The sequence below is a fragment of the Novosphingobium oxfordense genome, assembly GCF_044029435.1.
GTDB lineage: Bacteria > Pseudomonadota > Alphaproteobacteria > Sphingomonadales > Sphingomonadaceae > Novosphingobium.
The window spans coordinates 1408948-1431838 of the sequence record NZ_CP147005.1 but is presented as its reverse complement, the minus strand read 5'-3'; the positions used below and the strand labels follow the sequence as shown (position 1 = coordinate 1431838).

Annotated in this window: 17 protein-coding genes and 1 tRNA gene; 10 read left to right on the top strand and 8 right to left on the bottom strand. The window is 64.4% G+C overall.

Annotated elements, in window-relative coordinates:
- Positions 1–25 precede the first annotated feature (25 nt).
- A complete protein-coding gene (locus WBP07_RS06590) occupies positions 26–493 on the bottom strand; it encodes an Hsp20 family protein (RefSeq protein WP_395395010.1) in 468 nt (155 codons plus the stop codon).
- Positions 494–686: 193 nt separating this feature from the next.
- On the opposite strand from WBP07_RS06590, the gene grxC reads away from it, so the two are divergent.
- The 4 genes from grxC (at position 687) to WBP07_RS06570 (ending at position 2465) form a co-directional block, all read left to right on the top strand.
- Positions 687–950, top strand: coding sequence for a glutaredoxin 3 (gene grxC, locus WBP07_RS06585; protein ID WP_395395008.1), 264 nt, complete (start codon positions 687–689; stop codon positions 948–950).
- Positions 951–969: 19 nt separating this feature from the next.
- Complete coding sequence (locus WBP07_RS06580) at positions 970–1791, top strand: carbon-nitrogen hydrolase family protein (protein ID WP_395395739.1); 822 nt, start codon at positions 970–972, stop codon at positions 1789–1791.
- A 38-nt stretch (positions 1792–1829) separates the two neighbouring features.
- Positions 1830–2321, top strand: a complete 492-nt coding sequence (locus WBP07_RS06575; RefSeq protein WP_395395007.1) for a DUF1178 family protein — start codon at positions 1830–1832, stop codon at positions 2319–2321.
- Positions 2322–2388: 67 nt separating this feature from the next.
- A tRNA-Arg gene (locus WBP07_RS06570) sits at positions 2389–2465 on the top strand.
- Between the two features lie 25 nt (positions 2466–2490).
- On the opposite strand, the gene WBP07_RS06565 is transcribed toward WBP07_RS06570, so the two are convergent.
- The 4 genes from WBP07_RS06565 to WBP07_RS06550 form a co-directional block, all read right to left on the bottom strand.
- Positions 2491–5718: an error-prone DNA polymerase gene (locus WBP07_RS06565; protein WP_395395006.1), complete on the bottom strand. Its 3228-nt coding sequence runs from the start codon at positions 5716–5718 to the stop codon at positions 2491–2493.
- A complete protein-coding gene (locus WBP07_RS06560; protein ID WP_395395004.1) occupies positions 5715–7172 on the bottom strand; it encodes a Y-family DNA polymerase in 1458 nt (485 codons plus the stop codon). The genes WBP07_RS06565 and WBP07_RS06560 overlap by 4 nt, the downstream gene beginning before the upstream one ends.
- Positions 7138–7902: an ImuA family protein gene (locus tag WBP07_RS06555; RefSeq protein ID WP_395395003.1), complete on the bottom strand. Its 765-nt coding sequence runs from the start codon at positions 7900–7902 to the stop codon at positions 7138–7140. The genes WBP07_RS06560 and WBP07_RS06555 overlap by 35 nt, the downstream gene beginning before the upstream one ends.
- A 165-nt stretch (positions 7903–8067) precedes the next feature.
- Positions 8068–8889, bottom strand: coding sequence for an alpha/beta hydrolase (locus tag WBP07_RS06550; RefSeq protein ID WP_395395002.1), 822 nt, complete (start codon positions 8887–8889; stop codon positions 8068–8070).
- Positions 8890–9278: 389 nt separating this feature from the next.
- Between WBP07_RS06550 and WBP07_RS06545 the strand changes: the two genes are divergently transcribed.
- The 5 genes from WBP07_RS06545 to WBP07_RS06525 all read left to right on the top strand — a co-directional run bounded on the left by WBP07_RS06545 (position 9279) and on the right by WBP07_RS06525 (position 17814).
- Entirely contained in the window at positions 9279–11549 is a 2271-nt protein-coding gene (locus WBP07_RS06545; RefSeq protein ID WP_395395001.1) for a TonB-dependent receptor, read from the top strand.
- Positions 11550–11578: 29 nt separating this feature from the next.
- Positions 11579–13198 (top strand): alkaline phosphatase D family protein, encoded by a 1620-nt coding sequence (locus WBP07_RS06540; protein WP_395395000.1) that lies wholly within the window; start codon positions 11579–11581, stop codon positions 13196–13198.
- Between the two features lie 106 nt (positions 13199–13304).
- Positions 13305–14972, top strand: a complete 1668-nt coding sequence (acpA, locus tag WBP07_RS06535; RefSeq protein WP_395394998.1) for an acid phosphatase — start codon at positions 13305–13307, stop codon at positions 14970–14972.
- 143 nt (positions 14973–15115) lie between these two features.
- Positions 15116–16525, top strand: coding sequence for a M20/M25/M40 family metallo-hydrolase (locus tag WBP07_RS06530; protein ID WP_395394997.1), 1410 nt, complete (start codon positions 15116–15118; stop codon positions 16523–16525).
- Positions 16526–16566: 41 nt separating this feature from the next.
- Complete coding sequence (locus WBP07_RS06525; protein WP_395395738.1) at positions 16567–17814, top strand: amidohydrolase family protein; 1248 nt, start codon at positions 16567–16569, stop codon at positions 17812–17814.
- Between the two features lies 1 nt (position 17815).
- Here the strand turns inward: WBP07_RS06525 and WBP07_RS06520 are convergent, their stop codons facing one another.
- On the bottom strand, positions 17816–18898 hold the full coding sequence (locus tag WBP07_RS06520) for an acyltransferase (RefSeq protein ID WP_395394996.1): 1083 nt from the start codon (positions 18896–18898) through the stop codon (positions 17816–17818).
- A gap of 202 nt (positions 18899–19100) precedes the next feature.
- Between WBP07_RS06520 and WBP07_RS06515 the strand changes: the two genes are divergently transcribed.
- Entirely contained in the window at positions 19101–20090 is a 990-nt protein-coding gene (locus tag WBP07_RS06515) for a calcium-binding protein (RefSeq protein ID WP_395394995.1), read from the top strand.
- 9 nt (positions 20091–20099) lie between these two features.
- On the opposite strand, the gene WBP07_RS06510 is transcribed toward WBP07_RS06515, so the two are convergent.
- Both WBP07_RS06510 and WBP07_RS06505 read right to left on the bottom strand, forming a co-directional pair.
- Entirely contained in the window at positions 20100–21728 is a 1629-nt protein-coding gene (locus tag WBP07_RS06510) for a phytoene desaturase family protein (RefSeq protein ID WP_395394994.1), read from the bottom strand.
- Positions 21725–22891 (bottom strand): aromatic ring-hydroxylating dioxygenase subunit alpha, encoded by a 1167-nt coding sequence (locus WBP07_RS06505; RefSeq protein ID WP_395394993.1) that lies wholly within the window; start codon positions 22889–22891, stop codon positions 21725–21727. Before WBP07_RS06505 ends, WBP07_RS06510 begins: the two co-directional genes overlap by 4 nt.

Below are 22891 nucleotides of genomic sequence, written 5' to 3'. Positions count from 1 at the left end.
GTCAGCTACGATCTGGTGGCCGCGATCAGGCAGCGGCAGTCTCATCGGCGCCGCCGTCGAGCACGGTCAGCGTATTGCCGCCGATCGCGATCTTCTTGGGCTTCATCGCCTCAGGCACTTCGCGCACAAGGTCGATCACCAGAAGGCCGTCCGCAAGGTCGGCCCCGTCGACGCGGACGTAGTCGGCCAGTTCGAAGCGGCGTTCGAACCCACGCTGGGCGATGCCGACGTGCAGCATTTCGCCTTCAGGGGTTTCTTCCGGCTTCTGGCCCTTGACCACCAGCAGATTGGCTTGCGCGGTGATGTCGATGTCGGCCGGCTTGAACCCGGCGACGGCCAGCGTGATGCGATAGGCATCTACGCCACGACGTTCGATGTTGAAGGGGGGGTACTTGTCACCGGCATTCACGCGGCCCTGGTTCTCGATCATGTCGAACAGGCGGTCGAAGCCGACCATGGTGCGGCGATAGGGGGTAAAATCGATGCGGTTCATGACAAAAATCCTCGTCTGAGCAATCTTCGTTGACTGAGGCCCGGATCTCCGGCGCCTCGTTTTCGAGCCATCCCCATGGCGGGCCATGACTCGGAACCCTAGATATGATAGCCGCGCCCGGTTTCAAGGATATCCCCTAAGGGTGCGGCGTGGTCGCCGGGAAATTATCCTGATTTTGTTGAAGGAACGTTCGATGAGCCAGCCCAAGGTCGAAATCTACACGAAGTGGGGTTGCCCCTATTGCGTGATGGCAAAGTCGCTGCTGGACGGCAAAGGCGTGTCCTATGAGGAATACGACGTGACCATGGGCGGCGAGAAGCGCGCCGAAATGGAAGATCGCGTGCCCGGCGCCCGCACCGTTCCGCAGGTCCTGGTGGACGGCAAGCCGTATGGCGGTTTCGACGATATCAGCGCGCTCGATCGCGCTGGCGAACTCGATCCGGTGCTGGGGCTCTGATCGCATGACGATGCCCGCCGTGAGCCGCGCCGCGCTGTTCCAGATGACCACCGGGATCGATCCGGTGGCCAACGCGGCGGCTATCGTCGCCGCCGTGGCGGAGGCGCAGGCGGGCGGTGCGGCCATGCTGTTCACGCCGGAAATGTCCGGCCTGCTCGATCGCAAGCGTGATCGGGCAGCAGGCAGCATCGTTGGCGAGAGCGAGGATCGCGTGCTGGCAGCGGTGCGCGAAGCGGCGGCCCGTGAGGGGCTGTGGGTCCACATCGGCTCTTTGGCGGTGCGGCCGGAAGGCGGCGACGGCCGATACGCCAACCGTGCGTTCGTCATCGACGATACGGGCGAGATCCGCGCGCGCTACGACAAGATGCACATGTTCGACGTCGATCTGGCGACGGGCGAATCCTGGCGCGAATCCAATGCATACGCGCCGGGCGACAAAGTGGTGACGGTGGAAACTCCGCTTGGCCTGCTTGGCCTGGCGATCTGCTACGACGTGCGCTTTCCGGCGTTGTTCGAGGCGCTGGGCCGCGCAAAGTGCGATGTGATCGCCACGCCTGCAGCCTTCACTGTGCCGACCGGCAAGGCCCACTGGCACCTTATGCAGCGTGCCCGTGCGGTGGAAGCGAGTGCCTTCGTGCTCAGCGCGGCACAGGTCGGCCAGCATGAGGACGGGCGCGAGACTTATGGGCACAGTCTGGCAATCGATCCCTGGGGCGACGTGCTTCTCGACATGGGTGGAGATAAGGCGGGGCTGGGCTTCGTCGATCTCGATCCCGCGCGGATCCAGGAGGTTCGCGCGCAACTGCCCAGCCTTGCCAATCGGCGCACGATCGCCAAATAGGCCATAAAACTGACGGGTTTCGCGCAAGAAGTGTCGCAATGATTGTCTATGATCTCGAATGCCGTGCCGCCGGCCACCGTTTCGAAGGATGGTTCAAGTCCTCGGACGATTTCACGCGCCAGCAGGAGCGTGGCTTGCTGTGTTGTCCGCATTGCGGATCGGTAGAGGTCGGCAAGGCGCTTCAGGCCCCCAGGCTGGCGCGCAAGGGCAACCAGCGGAGCGATGTCGTTCCCGCCCGCGTACCGCAGCCGGTGGCGGCACCGGCCGCGCCGGTCGCCAGTGCGCCGCTGCCACCGCAAGCGGTCGAACTGATCCAGAAGCTGGCGAAAATGCAGGTAGAGGCGCTGAAAGACAGCCGCTACGTCGGCAAGAGCTTTGCCGACGATGCTCGCGCCATGCACTATGGCGAGCGTGAGCATGAGGTGATCCATGGCGAGGCCAGCGTGGAGCAGGCGAAGGAACTGCTTGAGGAAGGCATCGCCGTCGCCGCGCTGCCTTTCCCGGTGGTTCCTCCCGAAAGTGCCAATTAATCCGGCACCAATCCCCTATCGAACTGATTGCCAAGCCCGATTGCGCAAGCTAGGACGCCCCTCGAGTGCGCCCGTAGCTCAGCCGGATAGAGCACCAGATTCCTAATCTGGGGGCCATGGGTTCGAATCCCGTCGGGCGCACCATATCCTTTGAAATCAATGGCTTCGTTCAGTGAAAATCGCGCGAGCGCGGCAGGATGCGCACGTTGCGGGGATGGCGTGCCCGTGACGTGGGGGCGTTCGTGCCGCGGTAGTTCGGGTGATCGATCTCATCGCCGCGCTCATGCTCGATGGACGGTTTCGACAGTTGCGAAAGCAGCCCCAGGGCATCGCTAGCATCGGTGATGTTCTTCACGATCAGGTGGACGACGTTCTCCTTGCTGCGCTGCACTTCGCCTTCGATCACCATTAGGCGAGCAGCCATCAGCGCGCGGCGCTGCGGCTCCATCTCGCGCGCCCAGAGCAGCGCATTGACCACGCCGGTCTCGTCCTCGATCGTGATGAAGATCGCATTGCCTTTGCCCGGCCGCTGGCGCACCAGCACGACACCGGCCACCCGCACTTTCGTGGCGTCCCGCGCGGCGTTGATCGTGGCGCAGTCGGCCACGCCCTGGCGCGTGAAGTGATCGCGCAGGAACTGCATGGGGTGACCTTTCAGCGAAAGTCGGTGGGTCTGATAGTCGGCAAGCACCTCTTCTGAAGGCGACATGACGGGAAGCGGCGCTTCGGGCTCCTTGCCCAGTTCAGGGCTGTCCAGTGCGGCGAACAGCGGCAATTGCACGGGCGGGACGCGCCGGCTTTCCCAGCCTGCCTCGCGCCGGCTCTGCCCCAGCGACCCCAGCGCGTCGGCATCCGCCAGCAAGCGCAGCGCGCGGGAGGGAAGCTCGGCGCGGCGGGCGATGTCTTCCATCGAGCCAATGGGGCGTTCGGCGCGTTTCTCTTTCAGATTTTCCGCCCATTCCTTGCGGAAGCCGTCGATCTGCCTCAGGCCCAGACGCAGGATGCGTTCGCCTTCCAGCGTGTTGTCCCACTCACTGGTGTTGACGTCGATCGGCCGCACCACGACACCGTGCTCCTGCGCGTCGCGCACCAGTTGGGCAGGGGCATAGAAGCCCATGGGCTGGCTGTTGAGCAGGGCGCAGGTGAACACCGCCGGATAATGGCACTTCAACCATGATGAGACATAGGCCAGCCAGGCGAACGCCTGCGCGTGGCTTTCGGGAAAGCCGTATTCGCCGAAGCCCTTGATCTGTTCGAAGCAGCGCTCGGCAAATTCGCGCGGGTAGCCCCGGTTTACCATGCCTTCGATCAGCCGGGGCTGATAGTGATGCACGGTGCCGTTATGGCGAAACGTCGCCATGGCGCGGCGCAGCCCGTCCGCTTCGGCCGGAGTGAAGCCGGCGGCGACGATGGCCAGTTTCATCGCCTGTTCCTGAAACAGCGGTACGCCCAGCGTCCTGTACAGAACCTCCTTCATCTCTCCCTCCGGACCGGGAAAGTCAGGCTTCTCCTCTCCGCACCGCCGTCGCAGATAGGGATGAACCATGCCGCCCTGGATCGGGCCGGGGCGGACGATAGCCACCTGAATGACCAGATCGTATAGCTCCTTTGGCTTCATGCGCGGCAGCATGGCGATCTGGGCGCGGCTCTCCACCTGGAAGGTGCCGATGCTGTCGCCCTTCTGGAGCATCTTGTAGGTGTCTTGATCCTCCTGCGGGACGGTGGCCAGTGTCAGGTCTTGCAGGTGGTGATCGCGCAGCAAGTCGAAGCTCTTGCGGATCGCGGTCAGCATGCCCAGCGCCAGCACATCGACCTTCATCAGGCCAAGGGATTCGAGGTCATCCTTGTCCCACTCGATGAATGTGCGTTTCTCCATCGCGGCATTGTGGATCGGCACGAGTTCCTCAAGCGGTCCCTCGCTCAGCACGAAACCGCCGACGTGCTGCGAGAGATGGCGCGGGAATTCGAGCAATTGGCCCACCATGTCGCGCAGGCGCGCGAGTTCGGGATTGCCGGGATCGTATCCGGCCTCCGCAAGACGGCTTTCGGGCAGTTCCTCACCGCCCCAGCTTCCCCAGATCGTGCCGGAAAGGCGGCTCGTCACGTCCTCCGTCAGGCCAAGCGCCTTGCCCACCTCGCGAATGGCGCTGCGCTGGCGATAGCGGATCACGGTGGCGGCGATACCCGCCCGATCACGGCCGTATCGGTCGTAGATATACTGGATGACCTCCTCGCGCCGCTCGTGCTCGAAATCGACGTCGATGTCCGGCGGTTCGTCGCGTTCTTCGGAGAGGAAGCGGGAGAACAGCAGCTTTTCCCGCACCGGATCGATGGGAGTGACGTTCAGCAGGTAGCAGACCAGCGAATTGGCCGCCGATCCGCGACCCTGGCAGAGGATTGGCGGATCGAGGCTGCGAGCATAGCGCACGATGTCGTGAACGGTGAGGAAGTAGCAGGCGTAAGTCTTGCCGCGGATCAGCCGGAATTCCTCTTCGAGCACGGCCCGGTACTCTTCTGGCAATCCTTCCGGAAAACGTGCTTTTGCGCCTTCCATCACGAGGTGTTCCAGCCAGTCCTGCGGCAGCCAGCCTTCGGGCACCGGCTCGTGCGGATATTCGTAGACCAGTTCGTCCAGCGTGAAGGCAATGCAGTTCTGCAAGTCCTGCGTGGCGCTTAGCGCTTCGGGGCAGGCAAGGAACAGTCGCGCCATTTCAGCCGGGGGCTTCAGGTGACGCTCTGCATTGGGGGCAAGGCGGCGGCCGGCGGTCTGGATCGTCACGCCTTCGCGGATGCAGGTGAGAACGTCCTGCATCGGCCTGTCCTCGGGAAAGGCATAGAGCGCGTCGTTGGTGGCGATCAGCGGCACGCCGGTCTTCGCGGAGAGGGCCATGCGCTGGGCCAGTCGGCGCGCATCGCTTCCCCCGCGCGGCATGCCGGCAGCAAGCCAGAGCCGGGGCGTCGCCGAGCGCAGGGTTTCGAGCAAGGCGGCATCGCCATCCATCGCGATCAGCGCCATGTCCTGCGCATGGGCCAGCAAGTCCGGCAGGTTCAGGATGCAATTGCCCTTTTCCGCGCGGAGATTGCCCAGGGTGAGCAGACGCGTCAGCCGGCCCCAGCCATAGCGGGTCATGGGGTAGGCGACGATATCGGGCGTGCCGTCGGCAAAGACCAGTCGGGCGCCAACGATCAGCCGGAACCCGCTGGATAGGCCGCCTAGATCCTTCCACGCCCTTTGCGCGCGGGCGACGCCGGCGACGGTGTTGCGATCGGCGATGCCGATGCCGGTCATTCCCAGTGCATGGGCACGAGCCACCATCACTTCGGCGTGGGAGGCGCCGCGCAGGAAGCTGAAGTTGCTGGCGGCCACCGGCTCCATGAAAAGCGGCTGATCGGTCATGGGAACAGGCCGTGGAGGTACCACTTCGGACTGGACGTCTCTTCGAACAGGCCGTGGCGGAAAAGCCAATAACGGCGGCCCTCGGCATCCTCGATCCGGTAGTAGTCGCGGGTTGGCTGCTTGCCTTCGACGAGGTGGCCCGTCCGCTTGCGCCACCATTCGGCGCCGATCCGCTCCGGCCCTTCTGCCAGGCGGACTTCGTGGAGATTGCCCTTCCAGCGGAAGCGCTGCGGTGGGCCGTCAGGTACGCCGGCGATAACGTCCACCGATTGTGGCGGATCGAACAGCAACACCGGGCGGGGTAGCTGGCCTTGCTCCACCGGCCAGTCGGCGGCCTTTGCCTCTCTTGCAGGCAGCAGCTTTTGCGCGACTTCAGGCAAGTGCCGGTCGCAGGGCGTCAGGCGGCGAACGCGGTTGGGGCCGAGGCGGGTGCTCAGCCGGTCGATCAAGGCGGAAAGATCATCGCTTGCTTCCTCGCGCGAACCCTCCAGTGCCATCTGGCGGGCGGCAAGCGACTCCGTGCGCAAGATGGCCAATTCGATCGAATCAAACCCGAAGCCGGGATCCAGCGGGTCTGACAGAGTATCGATCCGCTCATGCAGAAGTCGCAGGACGATGGCTGGATCACGTTCTGGGCGGCCGGTATCGACCACCAGCCGGCGCCGCGCATTGTCGCTTCGGCAGAGGGTGACGGCGAAGCGGCGGCCACCAAGCTGGCGCGCCTCCAAATCCCGCGCGGCTTGTTCGAGTAGGTCCTCGACCGCGTCCAGCGCGTCGTCGGTGCGAATGAGCGGTTCGGGAAAGCGCGTTTCCAGCCGGATCGGCGCGGAGATGCGGCGCGGGGCGATCGGGCTGGCTGCTTCGCCCAGGATCTGGCGCAGGCGGGTGACCATCTCCTCCCCGAAGCGCGCCGCCAGCGTCTGCATCGGGCGGCGGGAGAGGTCGCCGATCCGCTGCAGGCCGGCGCGGCGTAGCGCCGCCACGGCATCCTCGGGCAGTTCCAGTGCCGAGACCGGAAGCGTCTGTACGTTGCCGTTTTTGGCCCCATGCCGCGCCAACGCCCGTGCGGCAGTGGCATTTGGGCCGGACGCATGGCGCGCGGTATGGCCGGCCAGCGCCATCGCCTGTCGGGCGAGTTCCTCTTCCCCGCCGAACAAGTGTGTGCAGCCGGTCACGTCCAGCACGATGCCATCGGGTGGATCGGCCGCTACCATCGGAGTGAAGCGGACCATCGCCCTGACCAGCCGGTCAAGCTCGCGCGCGTCGAGCACCGGATCGGCCGGCTTGGTCACGAGCGTGGGGCAACGCGCCCGCGCGTCGGCAAGTGTCATACCGGTTTCCAGCCCTGCCTTTACGGCGAAGGCATCCACGGCGAAGAGGCGCAGGGCATTGCCGGTACGCGAGACGAGGGCAAGCGGCTCAGGCGGCGCGTGGATAGTCAGGCCCGCTGCCATCCGCATTCTCTCGCATGCGAAATAGGGGAACCACAGCGCCAGGCACTGCCGTGATTTCGCTTGCATTTTCGCCGCTGCCTTTGCCTGCATCCCGGAATGTTCCATGATCCGTATTCCATTTCAGCCGCCAACTGCGACCTGCGGCCCCTCCACGCCAGCGCAGCAGCTTTGCCTCTATTGCGGGCCATCCTGGTGCATCGGCTTCAAGCGGGATGGATGGTGCGCTGGAGATAGCCCAACGCGTCTGCGCCGCGCTGGATCGGGGCTCTGCATCCTGCCGCATCACGATCACTCGGTTGCGCGATTGTTCCGCCGCCAGGGCGAGCCTTCGGCTGGCGGTAAGGTCGTACTTCGCGAAGGCTCCCTGCGTTTCCAGCAGGACCAGTTCCACCCCCGGACATCGTGCGGCTTCGAGGCCTGCGCGCAGGAGATCGAGTTCGTTTTCGGTTTCCACCAGAAGCAGGCGAGCGGGTTGGATGCCCAGCAGGGCCAGGCCCTGCCCATTGGGCACAGCATGCGGGGATGTGCGGGACATTCGCACAAGCACGGCAGCACCGCTCGGATCGAGGCCGGTGCGGCAGAGGGCGAAGGCGAGGGCGGCGGCCCGGTCGTCTCCACGCGCGTGGATTTCGTGCAGCCGGCCCGCATCCAGGTCCGGCAAGGCGCCGCCATCGGCCTGAGGGAGGCGTTCGGTGGCCTTTTCCGCCAGTTTGAAGGTCTTGACGGTCATGATCCGAATCGTTCAGTTGTTCTCTATATGTTCCATACTCCAACATTCGCGGCTTGCCAAACGGGTGCCTGCCGTTCTGCCGGGGCAATTCCCGCCGGCAGTCGGCATCATTCTGGAAAGGCGGGTTATTTCGTTGAGAGGTTGAAGCGCTGTCGGAAAGGGGCGTCAGCGCTCTGTCGAGAATGCCGCCGCGATGGTCGCGCCCATCGCGGCGAGCATCGTCGATCCATGACAGTTTCCGTCCAGCGCCAGGTGTTCTGCCTCCGCGCCGCGCCTTTGCCAGCGGGTGGCGAGCGCTTCCGCTGCAGCCCCGCCATGATCGTCGAAATCATTTCCGCACGCGCCGTTGGCAATCAGCAGCTGCGTCTTCAGGCGGGGATCGGCCTTGCGTTCACCGGCGGCCAGACTGCCGCCGCCGTACCAGAGCGAGGGGCTTACCGCGACGACCGTCGAGTAAGTCCGGCCGGTGAACATCGCATGGAGTGCCAGCACTCCGCCGAAGCCATGCCCGGCCAGCGTCTGCCGCGCCGGATCGAGATGCCAGCGGCCTTCGACCAGTGGGCGGAACACCTCATCGATCAGATCGAGAAAGCGCTCCGCCCCACCGGTTGGAAGTCCGCATGCAGGAAAGCCTTGTGGGATCGAATAGCCGGGGGAGGGCGGTGTGTAGTCCTCCACGCGCCGGCTGCGATGGCCGGATTCGATGGCGACGATCACGCCCTTGCCGATTTCCGGATGCACGTCGGCAAAGCGCCGGGCGGTCATCGTGGCGATGGCGAAGTTGTCTTCCCCGTCGAGCAGCCAGAGCACCGGCCAGCCTTGTGCGGGCGGTTCGCCCGCGGGCCACGAAACCAGCAGGCGGTAGAGGTGCCCATCGGGTGCGGGAACGATCTGCACATCGGAATGCGGCAATGTCCACTCGGCGGTACCGAGGGGCCCCGCCGACAGCAGGGCGAACAGCGGCTCCAGGCCAAGAATCGGCTTCATTGCGATGCCCCCCGTTGCGGGCACTGCTGCCGTCCCCGGTGCAGGGTGACGGCCTGGTGGCAGCACGAAAGGACGGTATGCGTCAGGCAGAGGGGAGTGATGACAGTCTTTGCATTCATGGCCATAATTCCCCTCGGCTTTGATTTCAGATGTTATGCTAATGAAAGTCATTCTCAATAACAAGGCTTATGGCGACGATCTGCCGGGAAATGTCGATAAGCTGCGCAGCGTCAAAACTGTGTGACTTGCATCACATGCACTCCGGATTGCGCCGAGCGGGATGGATCGCCATTGAAGCTTCATTTCCAGCCGTTAACGCCCCGATCGTGAAATCGCTTCAGGGCTCAGGGGAAATGGCAATGAAATTCGGTATTTGCATCGCAACGTTGATGGCTGGCACGGCTCTGGCCGGCATTCCGGGCGCGGCATTTGCCGAAGAGGCTGCCGCACCGGCCGATGCCGCGAATGATGCTGACGGCAATTCCAACCAGATCGTCGTCACTGCGCAGAAAGTTGAGCAGCGCGCGGTCGACGTGCCGATCACCCTGTCGGTCGCCAGCGGCGAACGCATGCGCCAGTTGGGCGTGACCGACTTGGGAGAGCTTTCGGCCTACATCCCCGGCCTCAACATCCAGATCCAGAGTGCCAACAACCCCGGCTTCGTGATCCGCGGCATCACGTCCGACAGCGGCTCCGCCCAGCAGGGACCGCGTGTGACGCTGTACTACAACGGCGTGGACATCTCGCGCTCACGCGGGGCCTATCAGGGCGACTACGATCTGGACCGCATCGAAGTGGTGAAGGGGCCGCAGGCGACGCTGTTCGGCACGGCGGCCACGATCGGCGCGATCAGCCTTGTCTCGGCCAAGCCGCAGCCGGGCCTCTCGGCCGAAGTGACGGGTGGCTATGGCAACCTGAACGCCTATCGCCTGGAAGGCTTCGTCAACGCCGGCAACGACGTGCTTGCCGGCCGCATCGCCTGGCAGTGGAAGAAGCGCGACGGCTATGTGAAGAACCTCGCGCCTGATCAGGACGATCTCTACGCGCAGGATCAGCTTGGCCTGCGCGGATCGCTGCGCTTCACGCCCACCAGCAATTTCACCGCCGATCTCGTCTTCACGTACGATCGCCAGCGCAATTCGGGCACGCCTTTCCTGTCTAAGGATCTGGGTTCGACAGCGGTGGATGGCCTCTACGGCCCGGCCTACCTAGGCGGTTCGCCTTATTCGGCGCAGGTTCTGGGCAGCGACAAGCTGGGCCTCAACCGTGACGTCTATGACGTGAACCTGACTGCGAGCTGGGATTTCGCGGACGGCTGGAACTTCACCACCGTCAACGGCTATCGCCATTTCGACGCGCTGGAAGTGTTCGATGCCGATGGCTCGGCCGCCTGGTATCTGGAATTCGCCGAGCGCGCCAAGGGCTGGCAGGCCAGCCACGAAGGCCGCTTCACCTACAGCGACGACCAGTGGCGCGCCTCGTTCGGGTGGAACTATTTCATCGAAGACAGCTACCAGTACGTGCCGTTCTCTTCCGAAGTGGGCACCTACCTTCAATGCACCGCAGGCCTGATCCCCGCGCTGGGCTGCGTGAATTCGTCCAACGTGGCGACGGGCGCATTGGCCACGTCCTACCTGACGAGTGGCGCCTACAGCGCAGTGCCCTATTCCAGTTGGTATGAGAACAAGGGCCGCAACCAGTCATGGTCGGTGTTCGGCGACGTCACCTTCAAGCCGGTGCCGCAGCTGGAACTGACCGCCGGTGCGCGCGTGCTGATCGAGAAGCGCCGTTCGGGCTATTCGGCCTACCAGCCTGATGCGCCGGTCTATGGCCAGCCGCTGCTGCCGCTGGTCGATACCGATGGCCAAACCTATTACGCTCAGCGCTCCTACGCCGCCGTGCTGCCGCGCTTCAATGCGCTCTATCACCTGACGCCGAACTTCAACCTCTACGCCACGATCTCGGAAGGCCGCCGCTCGCCGGTGGTGCAGCTTTCGGCCGCTACCGGGCCGGTCGCCGATCTCGACCTGATCAAGGCGGAGACGGTGTGGAACTACGAAGCGGGCATCAAGGGTTCGGCGGGCATCTTCTCCGGATCGCTGGGCGTCTATTATGACGACTACAGCAACTTCCAGGTCTCAGTGATCGAGAACGGGCAGAGCGTCACCCGCAGCGCCGGTTCGGCATCGAACCTGGGCGTCGAGGCCGAATTGGAGGCGAAGTTCACCAATTGGCTGAGCGCGTTCGGCAACGTGGGCTTCATCAGCGGCGGGATCGACAATAACGCATCGAACGGCGTCTATGCTGGTGACCAGTTCCGCCTCCAGCCCAAGTGGCAGTGGGCGGCGGGCTTCAACCTGAACGTGCCGGTTACCCAGAACACCAGCGTGTTCCTGACGCCCAGCGTGACCTACCGCAGCAAGATCTATTTCGAGATCCCGAACACCGAAGCGATCAGCCAGGACGCGGTGACGTTGGTGAACGTGCGCGGCGGCGTCTCGTTCATGGAGGGGCGTTTCCAGGTCGCGGGCTTTGCGCGCAACCTGGGTAACGAGAAGTACCTGCTGGATGCCGGCAACACCGGCGGATCGTTCGGTCACCCCACCTTCATCCCGGCGGAGCCTCGCACCTACGGCATCGAATTCACCGCGCGTTACTGACCCCTCTCAGTCGACAGGACATACCCCCGATGACCTTCGCTCTCGACCGCCGCCTTCTGATCAAGGTCGGCGCCCTTGGCCTTGCCGCGCTTTCGACGCCCGGCGTTGCCCAGATCCTGACGGCGCGCGGCTTCACTCATGGCGTTGCCAGCGGTGAACCTGCGGCAAACTCCGTGCTGCTGTGGACGCGCTATGTCGGAAGCGCGGAAACGAAGCTGCGCTGCGAACTTGCGGAGGACGATGGCTTCCGCAAGGTGGTGAGCGGGGGCGAGGTGGTCGCCTCGCCCGCCCGCGACAATTGCGCCAAGCTGGTGGTGGCCGGGCTGCAACCGGGCAAGTGGTACTTCTATCGCTTCATCGCGCCCGACGGCACGATGAGCGAGGTGGGCCGCACCCGCACCCTGCCGGTGGGCGAGGTCAAGCGTTTCGGCATCGGTCTGTTCTCGTGCTCGAACATGCCGTTCGGCTGGTTCAACGCCTATGCCCATGCGGCGGCGCGGGACGATCTGGACCTGATGGTTCACGTCGGCGACTATTTCTACGAATACAAGCTGGGCGAATATCCCGAACATCCGATGGCAGGCCGCCCGATCGAGCCGGCGAACGAGATCGTCAGCCTGGCCGACTATCGCCTGCGCTATGCCAGCTATCGCCTCGATCCGGACTTGCGCGCGCTCCATCGCCGCTTCCCGATGATCGCGCAGTGGGACGACCACGAATTCGCGAACGACGCCTACAAGGATGGCGCCGAAAACCACCAGCCGGAAACCGAAGGCCCATGGTCCGTGCGCAAGGCGGCGGCGGAGAAGGCCTATCGCGAATGGATGCCGATCTCCGACGCGGACTGGAGCAGCTACGAGATCGGATCGCTGGCAACGCTATTCCGGCCGGAGACGCGCGTTTCCTCCCGCATGAAGCAGTTGGACCTCGGCTCTGCCTTCGTGGGCCAGCAGGATGTTGCCAAGGCATTGCTGGCGTTCCGTGACGGGCCGTGGATGTCTGCCGATCGCACGCTGATGGGCGCGACGCAGGAAGACTGGCTCTACAAGGGCTTCGCCACGTCTGCCAAGGCGGGCAAGCGCTGGCAGATCCTTGCTCAGCAGATCGTCATGGGTACGCTCCAGTCCCCGGCCGCGCTTGCCGATTTCGTTCCGGCGGGCGGCGATCCCAAGGTGCGCGGGGCGCTGATGGCGGCGGCCGCTGCGGCCAAGGTGGGCCTGCCGTTCAACATGGATTCTTGGGATGGCTATCCTGCCGCCCGCGAGCGTTTGTTGAAGGCCGCACGGGAAGCGGATTGCAACCTCGTGGTGCTGTCGGGCGACAGTCACAATGCCTGGGGCAACGAGCTTTCCAGCGGCGGTTCTGCGGTTGGCGTAGAATATGCCGGTCACTCGGTCACTTCGCCGGGCTACGAGGCCTATCTGCCCGGCGCGGCGCCGAGCGCGTTGGCCGGTGCGATGCGGCAGGCCAATCCGGGGCTGGCGTTCACCGACGTCAGCCGTCGCGGCTATGTCTCGCTGGACGTGATGCCCGATCAGGTGCGCGGCACTTGGCACTTCATGTCGACCATCGCCGAACGCACGACCGCCAATACGGACAGCACGACACTGGCCGTCAAGTGGGGCGAGCGGCGCTTTGCCAAGGCCTGAGAACGCTGCCGAAACGGCCTGAAAATTACCGAGTGGGACGGTTGACGCGGGGGCAGTCACCGTCCCACAGAGTGCCGGTTTCCCATACCCGCAAGGATCCCCCCAAATGTCCGATTCCGATCCCGTAGAGCCGAAGTCCGGTAATCCGGATCGCCGCGATTTCCTCGGCGGCCTGGCTGCTGCGCTGGGTGCTGCCACCGTTGCCGGCGGTGCGGTTGAGACCGCCGAAGCCAAGCCGGCCAAGGGATCTTCCTCGCGCCCGGTCAGCGATGCCAAGCTGCGCGCGGCGATCGACACGGTCGTGGTGATCTTTGCGGAGAACCGCAGCTTCAACAACCTCTTCGCGGATTTCCCCGGCCTTCAGCAGCCGCTCTCCCAAGTGCCGGCCGAGCGCACCCGCCAGCGCGACCGCGACGGCAAAGTGATGGATAAGCTGCCCCAGGTCTGGGAAGGGTTGGTGCCGTCCAAGCAGGTGGTGGAGCATACCGAATACCAGATCGGGCCGGACGATCTTGCGCCGATCCCGAACGGTCCTTTCGCGCTGAAGACGCCGGAGGGCGATCCGCTGCCGCACGGCCTTGTCACCCGCGATCTGGTCCACGCGTTCTACCACAACCAGATGCAGATCAACGGCGGCGCCAACGATCAGTTCGTCGCCTGGGGTGACAGCGGTGCGCTGGTGATGGGCCACTACGGCGACATGCGCGCCCAGCTTCGCCTTTGGCAGATCGCGCGCGAGTTCACGCTCTGCGACAACTTCTTCATGGGCGCGTTCGGCGGATCGTTCCTCAACCACCAGTACCTGATCTGCGCGCAGCCGCCGTTCTATCCCGATGCGGACAAGAGCCCCGCCGCGAAGAAGATCGCCAAGCTGGAAGGCGGCGATCCCAAGGGCACCCGCCTGAAGCTCGATCCCAAGACGCCGGCCAGCGCCATCGACGGCCCGGCGGTGTTCGGCCCCAGCACGCTTTCGCCGGACTTCTGGGCGGTCAACACGATGCTGCCGCCGTATGCGCCGACTTATGAACTCGATGCGGACAAGCCCGGTTACGCCAATGCCGCCAGCGCCAACACGCTGGTGCCGCAAAAGCACAAGACCATCGGCGACATGCTTTCGGCAAAGGGCGTGGACTGGGCCTGGTATGCGGGCGGCTGGAATGCCGCGCTGGAAGGGCACATGAACGACGCCTCGTTCCCCTCGCGCCCGAACTTCCAGCCGCATCATCAGCCGTTCAACTACTACGACCGCTTCGCGCCCGGCACTTCCGATCGCGCGAAGTTCCTGCGTGACGGCGGCGAGGGCAGCACGGCGCGCACCAACAAGTTCCTGGCCGATGCTTCGGCGGGCAAGCTTCCGGCGGTCAGCTATTACAAGCCGCAGGGCAACCTCAACATGCACGCCGGCTATTCGGACATCGACGCGGGCGACCGGCATATCGCTGCCGTCATCGACGCCCTGCGTGAAAGCCCGCAGTGGGAAAAGATGCTGATCGTCGTCACGTTCGACGAGAACGGCGGCTGGTGGGATCACGTCGCCCCGCCCAAGGGCGACCGTTGGGGACCGGGGACGCGCATTCCCGCCGTGATCGTCTCGCCCCACGCAAAGAAGGGCACCGTGGATCACACGATCTACGACACCGGATCAATCGCCCGCTTCATCACCCGCAGGTTCGGCCTGGAGAAGCTGGAGGGCCTGAAGATGCGCGAGGATGCGATGCTCGCAGCCAGCGGTGTGGCGCCGGGAGACCTGACCGGCGCGCTCGATATCGCCTGAGAGCATGCCAAGTTTTTAGCCGCGCACCAAAACAGGTGCGCGGCTCCTGCGAATGCGACAGAGTGTTGACATCGGGGGCGATTCTCGTCGCCCCAGCAGTAGAACCTTCGGGCAAAATCGCATTTCAGGGCAGGGCAATTTCCATGAGGCATATCGTTCTTACCGTGGCGTCGTTCGGCGCCATCGCGCTCTCTTCGACTTCCGCACAGGCAGCACCCAAGGCCTATCCCGATGCCGAGGCGCACGTGCTCGACATGGCCAAGAAGGCCATTGCCCTGCGCTCGGTCGAAGGGGAGGGCAATCAGACCCCGCAAGTGGCCGAACTGTTCAAGCAGCGCCTGATCGAAGCGGGCTGGAGCGCCAATGATATCGAGATCGTGCCCTACAAGGACACGGCCTACCTGATCGCCACGTGGAAGGGCAGCGATCCGTCGCTGAAGCCGCTGGTCGTTTCCGCGCACATGGACGTGGTGGAAGCCAAGGCGGCGGACTGGCAGCGCGATCCCTTCACCCCGGTGGTAGAGAACGGCTACCTTTTCGGGCGCGGCGCCAGTGACACGAAGTTCGAAGCGGTTCTGGCGATGGAATCGATGATCCAGCTGCGCAAGGAAGGCTTCAAGCCCAAGCGCTCGCTGGTGATCGCCTATTCGGGCGACGAGGAAACCTCGATGGCGACCTCCAAGCTGATCGCGGAGAAGCTGAAGAACGCCGAACTCGTGCTCAATGTCGATGGCGCTTCGGGCACCCTGTCCGAAGAGACGGGCAAGCCGCTCTACTGGACCTGGCAGGGCGCCGAGAAGACCTACATCGACTACCAGATCGAAGTGACCAACCCCGGCGGCCACAGTTCCGCGCCGCGCCCGGACAATGCCATCGTCCAGCTTTCCGAAGTGTTGACCCGCATCGGCGCCTACAAGTTCAAGCCCGAGTTGAACGACGTGACCCGTGCCTACTGGACGGAGGCCGCCAAGCTGGAGGCCGATCCGAAGAAGGCCAAGGCCATGCGCGACTTCGCGGCCAATCCCAACGATCCGGCCGCGCTGGAAGTACTGCGCGCCGATCCGGCGACCGTGGGCCGCGTCAGCACGACCTGCGTGCCGACGATGCTGTCGGGCGGACATGCCCGCAACGCCTTGCCGCAGCGCGCCACCGCCAACATCAACTGCCGTATCTTCCCCGGCCACACGCGTGAGGAGATCATGGCGGAACTGGAAAAGGTGGCCGCCATGCCCGCCGCCAAGTTCAGCGACGCGACGGGCGACGATTCCACTATGGCTCCGGCCTCGCCGATGCGGCCTGACTTCGTTGACGCAGCACGCAAGGCGGTGACGGCGGCCTGGGGACCGGTACCGATTATCCCTTCGCAGGCGTCGGGCGCGTCGGATTCTATGTGGTATCGTGCGGTAGGCGTGCCCAGCTACGGCGCCAGTGCATCGATGATGAAGGATTCCGATGAATTCGCCCACGGCCTGAACGAGCGTATCTCGCTGATGAATATTCGGCCGGACCTTACCTACTACCTGTCGATGTACAAGGATTTGGCCGGCAAGTGAGCGGTTGGGGAGTGAAGAAGGGGGCGTTTCTCCCGGTGATCATGGCGGGCGTTCTGGCAACGCCCGCCATGGCGGACACGGTCTATGTGCGCGCCGGGCGGCTGATCGACGTCGACTACGGCACCACGCGTACCGGCCAGTGCGTGACGGTGACCGACGGGCGCGTCACCCGCGTCGACGCATGCGGCAAAACGCCTTCGGGCGCGAAGGAAGTGGACTGGTCGAACTACACCGTGCTGCCCGGGTTGATCGACGTGCACACGCACCTGGCCGATACCGGGCAAAGCGCGGATATCGCCGCGCCCTACCGGACCTCCCCGCAGCTCACGGCCCTGATCGGCGCCCACAATGCCAAGGTGACGCTGGACGCCGGGTTCACCACCGTGCGCGATGTCGGCACGTATCGCGGGCTGACCGACGTGGCCTTGCGCGATGCCATTGCCGCGGGCGACGTGCCGGGGCCGCGCATGTTCGTGGCGGGCGCCTATATCACCAAGCCCGGTGGTGGCGGCGAGTTGAACGGCGTGATCCCCAACGATCAGCTTCCGGCAGACATGCGCTATGGCGTGATCCGCAATGTTCAGGAAGCGCATGACAAGCCGGAATTCCTGTTCCAGCAGGGTGCCGATTTCATCAAGATGATCGCCACCGGAGCGGTCCTGGCCGTGGGTACGGAGCCGGGGCAGGTGGAACTGACCGAGGACGAGATGCGGGCGGTGGTGGCCGTCGCCAAGGAGCGCCACTCCTACGCAACCGCGCATGCCCACGGTGCGGCAGGCATCAAGGCGGCGATCCGTTCAGGCGTGCATTCGATCGAGCATGCCAGCCTGATCGACGACGAAGGCCTGCAGATGGCCAAGGATGCCGACGTCTGGCTGGTGATGGACATCTACGACGGGGACTGGATCGACCAGGAGGGCACCAAGCAAGGCTGGCCCGCCGAATACTTGCGCAAGAACCGCGAGACCACGCAGGCTCAGCGCAACGGGTTCGAAAAGGCCGTGAAGATGGGCGTGAAGCTGGCCTTCGGCACCGATGCCGGCGTCTATCCGCATGGCCTGAACGCGCGCCAGTTCGCCTATATGGTCAAGTACGGCATGACGCCGATGCAGGCGATCCGGGCGGCGACCATCGATGCGGCCACGCTCATCGGCCACGAAAGCGAACTGGGCTCGATCGCGCTGGGCAAGTTCGGGGACATGATCGCGGTTGAGGGCGATCCCCTGCGCGATGTCAGCGTGCTGGAAAATGTCTCCCACGTGATGAAGGCGGGCGTGCTCGAAAAATAGCTCAGCCGGCGGAAAGGCGCCCGCCGCTGAGCACCTTTGCCGGTCCCGGCGCTGCGCGAACCAGCAGGGTGCCCAGCAGGATCACCGTCAACAGCACGATCAGCGGCTGCGTCAGCAGATAGACCGGATAGAGCGGCGAGCCGAGCTTGCCGAACAGCGCGCCCAGCAGCGGCCCACCAAGCCAGATCAGGATCAGGTGGGAGCAGAACAGGAAAAAGGCGAAAGGCTCTATGCGCAGCAGGAATGCGCGCGCCGGGCTATCCGACAGCGCCCATGACAGGCGCCAATAGGCCACGGCTGCGGCGATGCGGACGGAAAGATCCAGCGTGGCCGCTTCCGGCGTTGCCGGATCGACATCCAGACGCAGCGATCCATAGAGTTGGGCGCAAGTCAGCAGGGCGAACGGGACAAGCGCCATGGCCAGCGGCCAGGCGGCAATGCGGTCGGCGACATGGCCCCGCCGCGCAAGGATGCCCAGCAGGAAGAAGAACGGGATGGAGGCGCGCATGAACACGGGTGCCCCCAGTCCTAGGATCTGGCAGACGGCCGCTGCCGACGCGAGCGCGATGAGCCAGGGATTGGCAAGCCTGACAAGCAGCGGCGCGGCCATCATGCAGACGAAAAGGTCGCGCAGGAACGGCATCTGCACGTTGATGTCGGGATTGCGGCTGGCAACGAAGAGTTCCTCGAACACCCAACCAAACGAGTGCGGGGTGGGCGCGGGCAGGCTCAGCAGCCATGCTGTGCCGGATACCAGCAGCAGGGCGAGGGCATTCCACAAAACCATCGGCAGCAGGATCGTTCTTGCCTTGCGCGTTACGTGCGTCGGCCAGTCGCGCGTGCGGTTGGACGAGGCGACCAGCCAGCCCGATATCAGGCCCAGCAGGGGCACTGCGCTGCGTCCGAACACGTCCATCAGCACCCAGCGCAAGTCTTCCTGCGGCGTGCCCTTGGCCAGTTGCAAGTCATATCCGGTAAGGCCGGTCCAGGCGTGAACGTAAACCACGCCCAAGATGCAGATGACGCGGGCGATTGAAATCGCGGCGGATTTGCGCGCGGCTTCGGCGATGAAAGTTCTGGGCAAACGCAAATCCAGGCAGTTGGCGACCTTGTGGGGTACGTGAGGGCGCGCGACCCCAATGCCAATCGCATAAGGGGCGAACCGCCCGTCAAGCCGGACGAAGCGGGCCGATTTGTCGCCGGAAGCACACTCACCCCGTCTTCGATGGGCCACATGGTCCGAAGCGGATCAGTCTCGGGGCTCCAAACCGCCATCAGGTGGGTTCATGTTCGAGCGGGCGAAACTGCCTGCCGGAACAATCGAGAGGTTCGGGATCGTGATCATCGAACAGACATCCTTAACACGCCGTCAGATCGTGGCTGCCGCGATAACCCTGCCGTTCGTGTCGGCCATGCCCACCATCGCCAAGGCCGCGCCGTCCCGGCTCGACAGGTTCATGGTGCAGGGGCGCCCGGAGATCGGCCGATCGCTCTACAAGGCGGCCAATATCCTGCCGGCGCTGGATCAGCTTGGCGGTGTGCGCAAGATGCGGTGTCGGGAGCCGTACAGCGGAACGCCGGGGTGGGCCAATTATCTCAGTCTGGCGCAAGCGGGCGTCAAGTTCTGCTTCACGCTGATGGCGCGGGATCTCGAGACGAGCCTGCAGGACCTGAGAGCGTTCGCGGCCGCCGCGCCCGGCAGCATCTGGGCCATCGAATTCCCTAACGAACCCGACCTCTGGCCGATCACCTACAACGGCGTCACCGATGTGAAGCTAGGGTTTCGTAAGGGGAATGCGCCGGCGCTCATGGCATTCATCAAGGATTTCAAGGCCGCGATCGGTACCGATCCGGCCCTGCGTTCGATCCCGCTGATCGCCAGCAACGATTTCATGCAGGCGGAGCAGGCGCCATTCACCACCTACGGGAATTCCCATATCTACCCGAAGCCTAACCTGACCGCTGCCGACAAGCTGGCGCAGTTCGAGACCAAGGTCGCCGCCGGCAAGCACGCGAAGGGCGTCATCACCGAATGGGGCCGCACGACCGGAGGCGATGCGAGCAACGCGACTGCGCCGCCGGTCACCTTGCAGCAACAGGGCGAATTGCTGGCGTCGGATGTAGAAGCGGCACTTGCGCTCTCATCCGTTCAAACCATCAGCATCTACGAACTGTTTGCCGGGGGCGGCTCCACCGAGATGAACAACTTCGGCCTGTTCAATGCCGACCTGACGCCGCGCCCGGCGGTGGCGGCGATCAAGTCGGTCATCGTCTGACCCTCTGGATCAGCGGAACCGTGCGAAACTGTTACCAAATCGCCTGGTGTCCGCGATCACCTCGTGCGCGCAGTTGTGGCCGGGCGCACCGGTCACGCCGCCGCCGGGGTGGCTGCCGGACCCGCACATGTAGAGCCCCTTGATCGGCCCGCGATAGGCGCCGTGCCCCAGCACCGGCCGTGCCGACCACATCTGGTCGAGCGTAAGGTTACCGTGCATGATGTCACCGCCGACCAGCCCGAACTTGCGCTCCAGCCCCTTGGGGCTAAGCACTTGCCGGCCAAGAATAGAGGCGCGGAAGCCCGGCGCATATTCCTCCACCGTGTCGATGATCGTATCGGCGGCCTTGTCCTCCTCGGCGTCCCAATCGCGGAGAGTTCCATCTTCCTTGGCTGGCAGTTCGGGCGCGAATTGCTGGCAGAACAGGCTGGCGACATGCTGGCCTTCGGGCGCAAGGCTGTCGTCCACGGTCGAGGGGATCAGCATCTCCACGATCGGCTTCTTGGACCAGCCATGGGTCTTCGCGTCCAGGAATGCGCAGTCCATGTAGTCCAGGGTCGGCGCGATGATGATGCCGGACTGGTGATGCTCACCCGGTTCGGGAAGGCATGTGAACTTCGGCAGTTCGGAAAGTGCCACGTTCATGCGGAAGGTGCCGCTGCCTGCCTTGAAACCCTTCATGCGGCGCTGGAAATCGGGATTGAGGTCGCTCTGTGCGATCATCTTGCCGTAGAGCAGCTTGGGGCCGACATTGGCGATCACGCGGGTGGCGGCGATCTCCTCGCCGCTTTCAAGGCGCACACCTGCGACCTTTCCACCGTCGATCAGCACCTGATGCACCGGGCTTTCCAGGCTGATCTCTACGCCCAGCTTGCGGCAGACTTCGCCCATGATGCGGGTGATGTTGCCCATGCCGCCGACCGAGTGACCCCAGGCGCCCTTCTTGCCGTTCACTTCACCGAAGACGTGATGTAGCAACACATAGGCGCTGCCGGGAGTATCGGGGGATGCATAGTTGCCGACCACCGCGTCGAAACCGAAGGCGGCTTTTACCGCTTCGCTCTCGAACCAGCTGTCCAGCAGCGATCGCGCGGACTTGGTGAAGAGGTCCAGCACGTCGCGCTGCGCTTCGATCGAAAGGCCCGCCAGCTTGCGGCCCTGCAAGGCTGCGTCGATCAGCCCGCGCCAGCCGTCGCCCGCATTGGGCGGTGACTTCAGCGCAAGGTCGCGCAGCACTTCTGCCACGGCTTCAAGCGAATCGTAATAGGCCGGCAGCACTTCGGCATCGTGCGCGGAGAAGCGGCGGAATTCGGCCTGCGTGCGCTCCAGTCCGCCGCCGAGCTTCAGGTAGCCACCGTCTTCCTGCGGCAGCAGGTTGGAAATCGGCCGCTCGATTACGCGATAGCCATGCTCGGCCAGCCGCATGTCGGCGATCACCTTCGGCTGCAGCAGGCTGACGGTGTAGCTGGCGACCGAGTTGCGGAAGCCGGGATGGAATTCCTCGGTCACCGCGGCGCCGCCAACTACGTCCCTGCGTTCCAGGATGCGAACTTTCAGCCCCGCGCGGGCGAGGTAGAACGCGCAGACGAGGCCGTTGTGGCCGCCGCCGATGATGACTGCATCGTACTTCTGGGTCATTTTTGGCTCCAGCCGGACGCGGGCCGCTCGCTCTGGCGGGCCTCGGGAATGAGTTCGCGGATGCGCTTGCAGAAGTGGCGCAGGCACACTTCCTTGTCGGACAATGGCCCGACCGAGAACGTGCGCGAGGCCATGCCTGCCTGCACGCGGGTGATCAGGGCGGTATCCTCCGCATTGACCTGCCGGTTGATGCGCCAGTTGAGATAGCGCGCGGCGCGCATTTCCCTGCGGTCATCGTCGAAAACGTAACTGATCTCGCGGATCGTGCAGGTTTCGGGGCCGGTCGGCAGCCACTGCATGAAATCCACCTGATCGGGATAGATATCGAAGGCGACGTTCGGCCAAAGCTTGAAATAGAGCCAGTGGCGCTGGCGATCCTCCGGCAAGTGCGGCACCGATGGCAATAGGCGCTGGTACATGCGTTCGGACCAGTTGGCCGAAGGCGTGTCCATCAGGTCGCCCCACATGCGGTCGACATGCCGTTCCGCCTCCACGCCGTAGCTGCGGCCGAACAGGCGGGTGAGGCCGGGATGCGCAACGGGGATGTGCAGCCCGTCCGAATAGTTGTCACCCACGTTCTTCCAGTTCACCGCGCGCGGGCGAGTGACGACGCGGCCAAGGGCCTTCAGTTCCTCGAAACGATAGGGGGCGACCATGGTCTCGTAAGGCGCCATCATCTGGCTGACGGTGGGGCCGCCATCATCGACCAGGCGCACGAAGATGAAGCCGCGCCAGACTTCGATGTCCACGGGGGCAAGGCCATGCTGGGCCTTGTCGAAATCGGGATAGCTCTGGCTGTCGGGCACGCCGGTCAGGCGGCCGTCGAGGTCGTAGACCCAGGCGTGATAAGGACAGACGAGCTTCTTTGCGCAGCCGCTCGACCCATCGACCACGCGTGAGCCGCGATGGCGGCATACATTGGTGAAGGCGCGCACCTGCCGGTCGTTGCCGCGTACGACGATCACGCTTTCGCCGATGTATTCCAGCGTATGCCAGTCGCCCACGTTCGGAACGTCGCTCTTATGGCAGACGACTTGCCAACTGGGCGCGAAGACGCGTTCCTTTTCGGCGGCAGAGAACTCGGCGTCCGAATAAGTCCAGGCCGGCAGGCTCCAGCCATCGAGCGGGTCCTTGCCCGCGTAGTCCTTCAGCTGCGTTGCCAT

Coding starts and splice junctions, on each gene's coding strand:
- WBP07_RS06590 (WP_395395010.1), bottom strand. CDS start 493: ATGAACCGCATCGATTTTACCCCCTATCGCCGCACCATGGTCGGCTTC.
- grxC (WP_395395008.1), top strand. CDS start 687: ATGAGCCAGCCCAAGGTCGAAATCTACACGAAGTGGGGTTGCCCCTAT.
- WBP07_RS06575 (WP_395395007.1), top strand. CDS start 1,830: ATGATTGTCTATGATCTCGAATGCCGTGCCGCCGGCCACCGTTTCGAA.
- WBP07_RS06565 (WP_395395006.1), bottom strand. CDS start 5,718: ATGACCGATCAGCCGCTTTTCATGGAGCCGGTGGCCGCCAGCAACTTC.
- WBP07_RS06560 (WP_395395004.1), bottom strand. CDS start 7,172: ATGGCAGCGGGCCTGACTATCCACGCGCCGCCTGAGCCGCTTGCCCTC.
- WBP07_RS06555 (WP_395395003.1), bottom strand. CDS start 7,902: ATGACCGTCAAGACCTTCAAACTGGCGGAAAAGGCCACCGAACGCCTC.
- WBP07_RS06550 (WP_395395002.1), bottom strand. CDS start 8,889: ATGAAGCCGATTCTTGGCCTGGAGCCGCTGTTCGCCCTGCTGTCGGCG.
- WBP07_RS06545 (WP_395395001.1), top strand. CDS start 9,279: ATGGCTGGCACGGCTCTGGCCGGCATTCCGGGCGCGGCATTTGCCGAA.
- WBP07_RS06540 (WP_395395000.1), top strand. CDS start 11,579: ATGACCTTCGCTCTCGACCGCCGCCTTCTGATCAAGGTCGGCGCCCTT.
- acpA (WP_395394998.1), top strand. CDS start 13,305: ATGTCCGATTCCGATCCCGTAGAGCCGAAGTCCGGTAATCCGGATCGC.
- WBP07_RS06530 (WP_395394997.1), top strand. CDS start 15,116: ATGAGGCATATCGTTCTTACCGTGGCGTCGTTCGGCGCCATCGCGCTC.
- WBP07_RS06525 (WP_395395738.1), top strand. CDS start 16,567: ATGGCGGGCGTTCTGGCAACGCCCGCCATGGCGGACACGGTCTATGTG.
- WBP07_RS06515 (WP_395394995.1), top strand. CDS start 19,101: ATGTTCGAGCGGGCGAAACTGCCTGCCGGAACAATCGAGAGGTTCGGG.
- WBP07_RS06510 (WP_395394994.1), bottom strand. CDS start 21,728: ATGACCCAGAAGTACGATGCAGTCATCATCGGCGGCGGCCACAACGGC.
- WBP07_RS06505 (WP_395394993.1), bottom strand. CDS start 22,891: ATGGCAACGCAGCTGAAGGACTACGCGGGCAAGGACCCGCTCGATGGC.